Source organism: Mesorhizobium sp. M7D.F.Ca.US.004.01.2.1 (genome assembly GCF_003997785.1).
Classification (GTDB): domain Bacteria; phylum Pseudomonadota; class Alphaproteobacteria; order Rhizobiales; family Rhizobiaceae; genus Mesorhizobium; species Mesorhizobium loti.
In genome coordinates, this window is record NZ_RZRQ01000217.1 from 1 (window position 1) to 10,256 (window position 10,256).

Annotated in this window: 5 protein-coding genes and 1 pseudogene; 1 reads left to right on the plus strand and 5 read right to left on the minus strand. The window is 63.5% G+C overall.

Going from position 1 to position 10,256, the window contains the following annotated elements; translation table 11 throughout:
- Positions 1-104 (minus strand): annotated as a pseudogene (locus EN993_RS38465) (histidine kinase); the annotation flags it as partial.
- 271 nt (positions 105-375) lie between these two features.
- Between EN993_RS38465 and EN993_RS24405 the strand changes: the two are divergent.
- Positions 376-6,771 (plus strand): kinesin, encoded by a 6,396-nt coding sequence (locus tag EN993_RS24405; RefSeq protein ID WP_127265040.1) that lies wholly within the window; start codon positions 376-378, stop codon positions 6,769-6,771.
- Between the two features lie 142 nt (positions 6,772-6,913).
- On the opposite strand, the gene EN993_RS24410 is transcribed toward EN993_RS24405, so the two are convergent.
- The 4 genes from EN993_RS24410 to EN993_RS24425 form a co-directional block, all read right to left on the minus strand.
- Entirely contained in the window at positions 6,914-7,621 is a 708-nt protein-coding gene (locus EN993_RS24410) for an ABC-type transport auxiliary lipoprotein family protein (RefSeq protein ID WP_109669383.1), read from the minus strand.
- Positions 7,602-8,975, minus strand: coding sequence for an MlaD family protein (locus EN993_RS24415; RefSeq protein WP_126068984.1), 1,374 nt, complete (start codon positions 8,973-8,975; stop codon positions 7,602-7,604). The genes EN993_RS24410 and EN993_RS24415 overlap by 20 nt, the downstream gene beginning before the upstream one ends.
- Positions 8,976-8,989: 14 nt before the next feature.
- Positions 8,990-9,811, minus strand: coding sequence for an ABC transporter ATP-binding protein (locus EN993_RS24420; RefSeq protein WP_127265041.1), 822 nt, complete (start codon positions 9,809-9,811; stop codon positions 8,990-8,992).
- Position 9,812: 1 nt separating this feature from the next.
- A partial coding sequence (locus EN993_RS24425) for an ABC transporter permease (RefSeq protein ID WP_206532409.1) occupies positions 9,813-10,256 on the minus strand: 444 nt, incomplete at its 5' end.

Here is a 10,256-nt window from a genome sequence, read left to right on the forward strand (position 1 = left end):
ATCGTCTGGCGGGCAAGGTGTGCCAAATCGACCGGCCGTGACCGCCTTGGTCCGGATACGTCGCCCCCGGGCATTGAGAAGGCAATGCCGCTTTCGCCACGCATGAACTCGAACTCCGTTTCTTCGATCGCCCAAAAACCTAGGCGAATCCAATGGACAACGGGTTAATGAATGGCCCGGAAAAATGTTGCCAAAACGGCGCCCAAATCACGGTTGCGTTAACCTTATATTTAAAGTTTTACGTATCTCGCGGAATGCATGTTTTCTTTACCCCCCTGTGTCATTACGATACGAGGGGTCCATTTTCAGCCTCCTGCGCGTGGTACGACAAACAGAATTATAAGCCCGCGGCAGCTAGTACAGGGTAGCGAAGGCATGGCAAAGAAACCAACGACGACGAGAACTCTCGACAGCGAAGTGGCCAGGGAACTGGAAAAGGCGCTCGATCTCGACCTCAGCAATGATGTCGGCAGCGGCGACCTCGACATCGCGGCATCGATGGAGGATCTGGAAGCGCAGATATCCCAGGCCGCCGACGAGCTGGCGCGCGAGGGACGCAATCAGAAACCAGAGTCCGTGGTCAATCAGAGCCAAGTCCAGAACCAGGCCGCAAAACCCGCGCCAAAGGCCAAGCCTGCCGAGTTGCGCCCCGTGGAAACACGCAATGGCGCCCAGCCCGCGGGTTTCGCGCCGGCCAATGACGATCGCCAGAAGGACTACAAGACGCTCCTGCACAGCCTCAACAGGCGTGCCTCGAACACCATTTACTGGGTCGTTGCCTTCGTTTCGCTCGCCTGGTTCGCCGGCGCCGGTGGCTTGGCCAACCTCCTTTTCGGACCGAGCATCTGGAGAATCCGCACGCTCGACCAGTTCCTTGCCCGTCCGGAGCTGATCGGCCTGGCGGTCGCGGCGATCGTGCCCGTCATCCTGTTCTGGGCCTTCGCGGCAATGATTCGCCGGGCCCAGGAAATGCGCATCGCCGCCCAGTCGATGACCGAAGTGGCTTTCCGCCTGACCGAGCCGGAAAACCTTGCCCAGGATCGCGTCATGATGATCGGCCAAGCCGTTCGTCGCGAGGTTGCAGCCATGGGCGAAGGCATCGAACGCACGCTTGCCCGCGCCGTCGAGTTGGAAACTCTGGTCCACAGCGAAGTTAACCAGATCGAACGCTCCTATTCCGAGAATGAATCCCGCATCCGTTCGCTGGTCGATGGGCTTGGCAGCGAGCGCGAAGCCGTCGTCACTCATGCCGAGCGCGTCCGCGCTTCGATCACCGGTGCGCACGAGACACTGAAGGATGAGATCGGGGCCGCCTCCGACATCATCCGCGACTCGATCCTCAATGCGTCGACTAAATTGTCGATGACGATCACCAATTCCGGCGACACGCTCATCGACCGCATCAACGAAAGCTCGATGTCGATCTTCGATTCGGTGGAAGGCCGGCTCGATTCGATCACCGACCGGCTGTCAACCTCGGGTGAGGCTTTCGCCAGCCTTCTCGATACCCGCATTGCCAAGCTGACGGACACCACGGACGGCCTGACACGGTCGTTGACCGATCTGCTCGACGATCGCACCACCGGCATGGTGTCCCTGCTTGGCGGCGCGGCGCGCACCCTCAATTCCGAATTCGAGGCCAGCCTCAACGGCATCGAGCGGACGCTCGCCGAACGCGGCCAGGCGCTGATCAGCGAATTCCAGACCCGCGCCGAGGCGCTGGACACCGGAACGCAGAAGCTCAATGCGGCACTCGAGGCCCGCGCCCGCCAGATCAACGAGACGCTGGTCGAGCGCGCCCGCGAAATCGCCCACACCTTTGCCGAGAGCAAGGACACGCTGTCGGCGATGATCGATCAGGGCAAGACCCAGATCGGCGCCGACATGGCCGACATCGTCACCTCGACCTCCTCCATGCTCGAAGCCCGCGCCAGCGACTTCGCCGGACGCATGGAAGCCGCCCGTCACGTCGTATCGCGTTCGTTCGACAGCGACATCCAGCGGCTCGCCGACGCCCGCGTCGGCATCGAGGAAGCTGTCGAGAACCACAGCAGAAAACTGTCCGAAAGCCGCGAGCGCATGGCTGAGGCCATGCAGGCCGATCTGGCGAAGTTCGCCGAGGGCCGCGCCGGCATCGATGCGGCGGTGACCAACCAGGTGCAGAAGCTGGCCGAAGGCCGCAGCCTGATCTCGCGCGCCCTCGAAGAAGACCTGCGCAAGGTCAATGAATCGCGGGCTGCCATCGATGCATCGCTCGGCAGCCATCTCGAAAGGCTGGAAGAAGGCCGCAACAGGCTCTCCACGGCCCTGAACGAAGACTCCGGGAAACTGGTGCAAGCTCGTACGATCATTGATGAAATGGTCGCCGGGCATGTCGGAAAGCTCGCCGAGGGCCGCAACATTCTGTCGCGCGCCCTGGAAGCCGATCTCGGCAAACTGTCCGACAGCCGCGCCGGCATTGACGGTCTGGTCGCCGGTCAGGTCGAGAAGATCGCCGAGGGCCGCGCCGTGCTCGCCAAGGCGTTGGAAAACGATATCATCGGCATCAAGAGCCTCATCGAAACCCATTCCGCCAAACTGGCGGAGGACCGCACGCAGCTTTCCCATTCGCTCGACAACGATCTGTCCGGCATACGCGGCCTGATCGAAGGCCATTCGGGACGGCTGGCCGAGGACCGCAGCCTGCTGTCGCAGACCCTTGAAGCCGACCTTGCCAAGCTCGCCGAAAGCCGTTCCAGCATCGACGGTCTGGTCGCCGGTCAGGTCGAGAAACTGGCCGAGGGCCGCGACATTCTCAAGCGCGCGCTGGAATCCGACCTGAACACGATCAAGGGCGTTATATCAAGCCAGTCGGACAAGCTGGCCGAGGATCGCGGGCAGCTTTCGCGGGTCTTGGAAACCGACCTGCAGAACGTGAACAGCGTCATCGCCGATCACATGAACAAGCTGGTTCAGGATCGCTCCGCCCTGTCCAAGGCCCTTGAGGATGACCTCGCCAAGCTCGCCGACAGCCGCTCCAGCATCGACGGGCTGGTCGCCGGTCAGGTCGAGAAGCTGTCCGAGGGCCGAGATATCCTGCGGCGCGCTCTGGAAGCCGACCTCAACGCGATCAAGGGCACCATTGCCGACCAGTCGCAGAAACTGGTCGATGACCGGGCACAGTTCGCCCGGGCGCTCGAGGCTGATCTCGAAAGCGTCAACGGCCTGGTCAACAGCCATTCCGAACGGCTCGTCCAGGATCGTGCAACGCTGTCGAAAGCGCTCGAGGCCGACCTCGAAAACGTCAACGGTCTGATCAACAGCCATTCCGAACGGCTCGCACAGGATCGTTCGACCCTGTCGAGGTCACTTGAGGCCGACCTCGAAAACGTCGGCGGCCTTGTCAACAGCCACGCGGAAAGGCTTGTCCAGGAACGTTCGACCCTGTCGAAGGCGCTCGAGGAGGATCTCGCCAAGCTGGCCGAAAGCCGCTCCAGCATCGACGGCCTGGTCGCCGGCCAGGTCGAGAAACTCGCCGAAGGCCGCGACGTTCTCAAGCGCGCGCTAGAAGCCGATCTGGCCAAGTTGGCCGAAAGCCGCTCCAGCATCGACGGTTTGGTCGCCGGTCAGGTGGAGAAACTGGCCGAGGGCCGCGACATTCTCAAACGCGCCCTCGAAGCTGACCTGCAGAAGCTGACCGAAAGCCGCAGCGATATCGACGACGTCATTGCCGGACATGTCGGCAAGCTGTCCGAAGGTCGCAATATGCTGACCCGCGCGCTGGAAGACGATCTCGGCAAGCTCGCCGAGTCCCGCAGGGACGTCGACCGCTCGCTGTCGGGCCATATCGATCAGATCGCCGCCAGGAGCACCGATATCTCCGCGGCAATCGCCGGGGATGTCGAAAAGATCGAGCAGGCCTTCAGCCGTCAGACCGGCATCATCGAGGAACGCGCCGGCACCATGGAGCGTGCGCTTTCGACAGGTGTCGACAACGTCCGCGCCGTGCTCGAGAAGAGCGCCGTGTTTGTCGCCGGCGCCCTGCGCGAAAAGGTGCTGGAAGTCACCAGCACGCTGCATGAGCAGGCCGGTGCGGCGTTCAGTGACGCCGACCGCAAGATCGCCGAGCGCGCCGAGCAGACCTCTGCCGCCTTGCTGGCGCGGGCCGAGGACATCGCCCGCACCTTCGAGGACGCCGATCGTCGACTGCACGCCCGTGCGGAAGATACGTCGAACGCCTTGCTTGCCCGCGCAGACGACACGTCCAGCTCGCTGCTGGCCCGTGCCCATGAAACCGCTGATCAGCTGGCTGCTCGCGCAAGTCAGATCGCCGGCACCTTCGAAGCGGCGGACCAGAAGCTCGCCGCCCGCGCCCAGGAAACCGCCGATCAGCTGACCGCCCGGGCTCAGGACACCGCCGACCATCTGGCAGCTCGTGCAAGCGAGATTGCCGGCACGTTCGATGCCGCCGACCAGAAGCTGGTCGCCCGCGCCATCGAGACGGCCCAGTCGCTGGCCGCGCGCGCCGGCGACATCCTGCGCAACTTTGAAGGCGCCGACCAGCGGCTCGGCATGCGCATCGGCGAATCGGCCGAAGCGCTTGCCGCGCGTGCATCGGACCTCGGTCGCATCTTCGATGCCGCCGACCAGCATTTGGTCTCGCGCATCGCAGAAGGTTCGGAAGCGCTGTCGAGCCGTGCCTCGGAAATCGGCCGCATCTTCGACGACGCGGATCAGCGTCTGGTGTCGCGCATCGCCAACAGCACCACCACGATCGGCGAGCATGCCGAGACCATCGTCGGCGCCTTCGCCGATACCGAGCAAAGGGTCGCCGAACGTGCCAGGCGGACCGGCCAGGAAATGGCCGTGCATGCCCGCGAAATCGAGCAGGCGCTTGCCGGCGCCGACGAGCGGCTCGCATCGAGCGCGGCAGCCGCCGCCGCCCGTGTCGAAGAGCAGATCTCAGGCGTCGAGAACCGCCTCGCCTTCACGGCCGAGACGATGGGCCAGAAGCTCAACGAGCAGGTGTCGAATGCCGAGGCGCAACTCGTCTCGCGCGCCAATGTCATCGCGGAGACCTTCACCGCGGTTGGCCAGCATATCGGCCAGAGCACCAACGATGCCGCCAAGACCATCGGCGCCAACACCCGCGAACTCAACACCATGCTCGCGGCACGTTCGGCCGAAATGTCGAAGATCCTCGACGAAACCGCACGGCCTTTGGTCGAGCGCTTCGCCCAGGGCGGCTCGGAACTGCAAAAGAGCATGGAAGAGGTCACCGAACGCGCCACCGAGAAGCTGCGCAGCGAGAATGCCGCACTTGTCGACGCTCTCGCCAGCCGCACCGCCGAAACCTTGTCGGCGGTCGAAGGCGCTCGCTCGTCGCTGTCCGACAGCGTCGCTGATCTCATCGGCCGCATGACCAAGTCCAGCTCGCAGCTCGGTCAGCTGATCGAGCAGGCCGCGGTCAATCTCGGCCAGGTCGATGAGCGCCTGAGCGGCAGCACGCAAAGCTTCGCCGCCACCACCGAGAAGGCTGCGCAGACCTTTGCCAGCTCGGCACGTCTGGTCGATTCGAACACGACAAGGCTGACGGAACTGTCGTCGTCCACCTTGCGCGAGGTCGCGTCGATCGCCACCAAGTTCGACGAGCACAGCCGCCTGCTGTCCAGCGCTTCGGACCTGTTGAGCTCTGCCCAGAGCAACCTCGAGCACACGCTCGAAAGGCAGTCGTCGCTCGAAGACCTCGCCGTCGGCCTGGTCAAGAAGTCGGAAGATCTCGAAAGGGTCATGCGTTCGTTCGAAAATCTCGTCGGGCAGACGCTGCAGAACGCCGAAGGCAAGACGATGGAGTCGGCCGACAAGATCCGCATCGCCATCACCGACGTCGTCGATTCGGCCACCAAGCGTTTCGCTGATGCGACCGAGGAGATGCGGCGCACCGCGGGCTCGATCAAGAGCGAGCTCGACCTGACCCGCGCCGAGCTCAAGAAGGGCGTCATCGAGATGCCGGAAGAGGCAAAGGAATCGACCTCGGCCATCCGCCGCGCCGTTTCCGAGCAGATCAACGCCCTGAAGGAGCTTTCTGACATCGTTGCGAAGTCCGGCCGCGGCGGCGATGGGTCCGAGCCACGCAATCTGCGTCCCGCGCCGCAAGCGCCGGCCCCACGCGCCGCCGAGCCGCCGCGTCGCGCACCGGCTCCGCAGCCGGAGCTGCGCACGCCTCAGGCGCCCTTGGGCGGCCCTGCATTGCGCGGCACGCTCGATCTTGAGCGTCCGGCCGAGACGGCACCGCGCCAGCGTCCAGACACCAACGCCCGCACGCCTCAGGGCGGCTGGGTGCGCGATCTGCTCACTGCGGCGTCGAATGACGAGGACCTGAGGTCGGTAACACCGTCGGCGCCTGCGGAAGCACCGCGCGCGGCTCCTGCCCAGCGCTCGCCCCTGCATGTCGTGGAATCGCTGAACTCGCTCTCCGTCGATATCGCACGAGCCATCGACCACGATGCTTCGATCGAGTTGTGGAACCGCTACCGGCGCGGCGAGCGTGACGTGTTCACAAGGCGGCTCTACACGCTGAAGGGCCAGCAGACGTTCGACGAGATCCGTCGCAAGTATCAGGCGGAGGCCGAGTTCCGCGCCGCCGTCGACCGCTACTGCGACGATTTCGAGAAGCTGCTCAAGGATGTCTCGCGCAATGACCGCGACAACATCATGGCGCAGACCTACCTGACCTCGGATACCGGCAAGGTCTACACCATGCTGGCCCACGCCAGCGGCCGTCTGCATTGATCAGCCGATAGGGCAACAAACGAAAGGCGGGAAATTTCCCGCCTTTTTCATTTCGACCGATTTGGCTGTTGGCGCGCCTGCGGCGCCGCGTCCCTTGCGGTAGCACTGTCAGAAGTGCTGTGCGATCAAACTTTTACGGAAATCAGATGACCGAATCCGTCCAGCGCACGATCTGCTTTGCGGCATCACCGAACGCATTGTCGAGTGCGCTGACATAGGCGGGATTGCCGCTGCCCGAAACCGGTGCGGATGCGGTGAAGCTCTTGGAGGCACGCACCTCGCCATTGCGGTCGTTGAGGATGCGCACGAACAGATCGACTTCGGCATGCTCGCCGCCGTCGACACGAACCTCAAAGGATCGGACCTCGACGATCACCTGATAGTCAATCGCCAGGCCCTCGCCCGGCTTGCCGACGCCGGCAAAGCTGCCCGAACGCTGGAACGTCTCGGCGAGCCGCGCCTGCACGATCAGCGGCAGCCGGTCGGCCCATTGCGCGCCCTTGAGATACTGGATCGAGCGATCCGACGGCTTGATGACGATGTTCTGGCTGTCCAGCGCCTTGAGCGCCGACGGCTGCGCGATCAGGATCTGGCGGCGGCTGTGGCCATGTGCCTCGACCGTAGGCGCCGACAGCTCGAACGTATCGAGCGGCGCGGGCTTGCCGCCCAACGCCGCGCAGCCGGCTAGCGTCAGGGCAAGCAGTGCCGCAGCCGATGACAAGCCGCCCGTTTTCACCCACACAGACTTCACGCGCGATCCCCGTTGTCCCCGGATCGTAAGATCGACCCGCTTTCGCGGCTCATGTTCTTGGGGCTCGCCGACGCCGAAGTCAACGCCGCGCCCTGCCATCGAACTGCCGAACCTCGCCATCGCCACCCGAAAGGATGCGCTGCGGATTGCGGCTGAGATCGGTCACCGCTTCCTCGATGCGGCTGATCGAACGGCGGCTGTCCTGCACCAGCGCCTCGACATTCGAAAGCCCCTGGCCCGAGAAGCGCGCCAGATTGTCGGTGATGACGCCCAGGCGGGAATTCAGCGTGTCGGCAACCTGCTTGAACGACTTCAGCGTCGCCCTGGCATCCGCCATCACACCGTCGGCCTGCCCCGAGCCGAGCAAAGTGTCGACCCTGGCGAGGATGCCGTCGACACGCACCGAGGCGTCGTTGAGCCGCTGCGCCAGTTGCTTGGCATCCTTGATCGTCTGGTCGATATCGTCGGCCCGGTTGGCGAACTTGTGGGTCACCTCTGCGATGTCGGCGGCGGCCTTGTCGGCGCTTTCGCTGGCCTTCTGGATATTGGCAAGTGCCGAGCGCACCTGCGTCGGGTCGATGCCGTCGAGCACGCCGTCGACCTTGGCCAGCGTGCCTTGCGTCTGCTTGGCGAAATCGTTGACGGACCCAACCGCGGTATCGACATTCTTGATCACGCCGTCGAGCTGTTTCGAAGTCTCCTTGAGGTTCCCAGTCACCGTGTCGACATTGGCGACAATGCTCTTGATCTTGTCCTTGTCGACGGCATTGAGAAGGCCTTCGGCTGCCTTCAGCGTGCCATCGAGCTTTCCGGAAACGCCTTTCAGCTCATCCGCCAGCGTGCTGGCGGCGGACAGGAACTTGTCGATGCCGTCCGAATTCTTGGCCAGCGCATCCGAGAAGGTCTGCACGTTCTGCACGGTCTGCGTCAGCGGCCCGCGAACGTCCTTGGTGAAGCCTTCGAGTTCCGTCAGCACCTTGTCGGCGCGGGTAAAAATGTTCTGCGCCGTTTGCAGCAAATTGGTCACCGCTGACGGGTTGGCGACGATCTCGGCGACCTTGCCTTCCTTTTCCGCCTGGTCGAGGAGCTTTACTTCCTTGGGGTCGGCGCCCTTGAGTTCGATGTTGGCCTGCCCGGTCAGGCCGGCAAGCCCGATATCGGCCTGCGTCGACTTGGTGATCGGCGTCAGGCGGTCGATCTCGGTGTCGGCGATGGCAACCGTCGGATTGTCGACGTCGATATAGACACGCTTGACGTCGCCAACCTTGACGCCATTGAACAGCACGAAACTACCGCGGCCGAGCCCGGAGGCCGAGCCCGGAATGCGCACGCGCAGCAACGTCGTCTCGCCCTTGTCGCCGATCGCCGCCGTCCAGTAGACGAAGGCGAACGCCGCCAGGATCGCAGCCAGCGTGAAAATGCCGACAATGACGTAGTTGGCTCTGGTTTCCATTGTCCCACTTATGGCTATGCGCGCGCCGCAAGATCAAGTTGCCGGGCGCGTTTTCCGCGGAAATAGGACTTTACCCACGGTTCCTCGCTCTTCAGCATGTCGTCGATGGTGCCTTCGACGAGCACTTTCTTGTTGCCAAGTACGGCCACCCGGTCGCAAGCGGTGAAAAGCGTGTCGAGATCATGCGTCACCATGTAGACGGTCAGGTCCATCGTATCGCGCAGCTTGACCACCAGTTCGTCGAATTCCGCCGCGCTGATCGGATCCAGACCCGACGTCGGCTCGTCGAGGAAGACGATGTCGGGGTCGAGCGCGAGCGCCCGCGCCAGTGCGGCGCGCTTGATCATGCCGCCGGACAGTTCGGACGGGAATTTCTGCGCCGCATCGGGCGGCAGCCCGACCAACTCGATCTTGAGCAATGCCAGTTCGTCCATCAGCTTTCGCGGCAGGTCGAGGTATTCGCGCATCGGCACCTGGACATTCTCCAGCACTGTCAGCGCCGAAAATAGGGCACCGTGCTGGAACAACACGCCAAGCCGCATGTCGATGCGCAGGCGCTCGATGTCACTCGCCTTCTCGACATCGACACCGAACAGCTTGATCGTGCCCGACTGCTTGCGCGTCAGGCCGAGAATGGTGCGCAGCAGAACCGACTTGCCGGCACCCGAGGCGCCAACAAAGCCAAGGATCTCGCCGCGCCTTATGTCGAGTGACAGCTTGTCCAGGATGAGCTTGTCGGCGAAGGACACGCTGATGTCGTGCGCGGAAAGCACGATGTCGCCCTCGCCCGCATCGTTCGCCAGTGTATCAGCCCTTTTCCTGCCTCGCAGCTTCATCTCAGAACTCGATCGCTGCGTAGAAAATGGCAAAAAGCCCGTCGAGGATGATGACGACGAAGATCGACTTCACCACCGAGGCGGTGACGTGCTGGCCCAGCGATTCCGCGCTGCCGCCAACCTTCATGCCTTCGACCGAGGCGATCGTGCCGATGATCATCGCCATGAATGGCGCCTTGATCAGGCCGGCAAAGATCGTGCTGAGGTCGATGGCGACGCGCAGCCTGTCGATGAAAGCAGCCGGCGGGATGTCGGAATAGAGCCACGCGGCCAGGATGCCGCCGCCGAGTGCGGCGAAATTGGCAATGATGGTCAGGCACGGCAAGGCGATGACCAGCGCAACGAGCCGCGGAAAGACCAGGACGCCGATCGGGTTGAGCCCGATGACCTTCAGCGCGTCGACCTCCTCGCGCATCTTCATCGAACCGATCTCGGCGGTGATCGC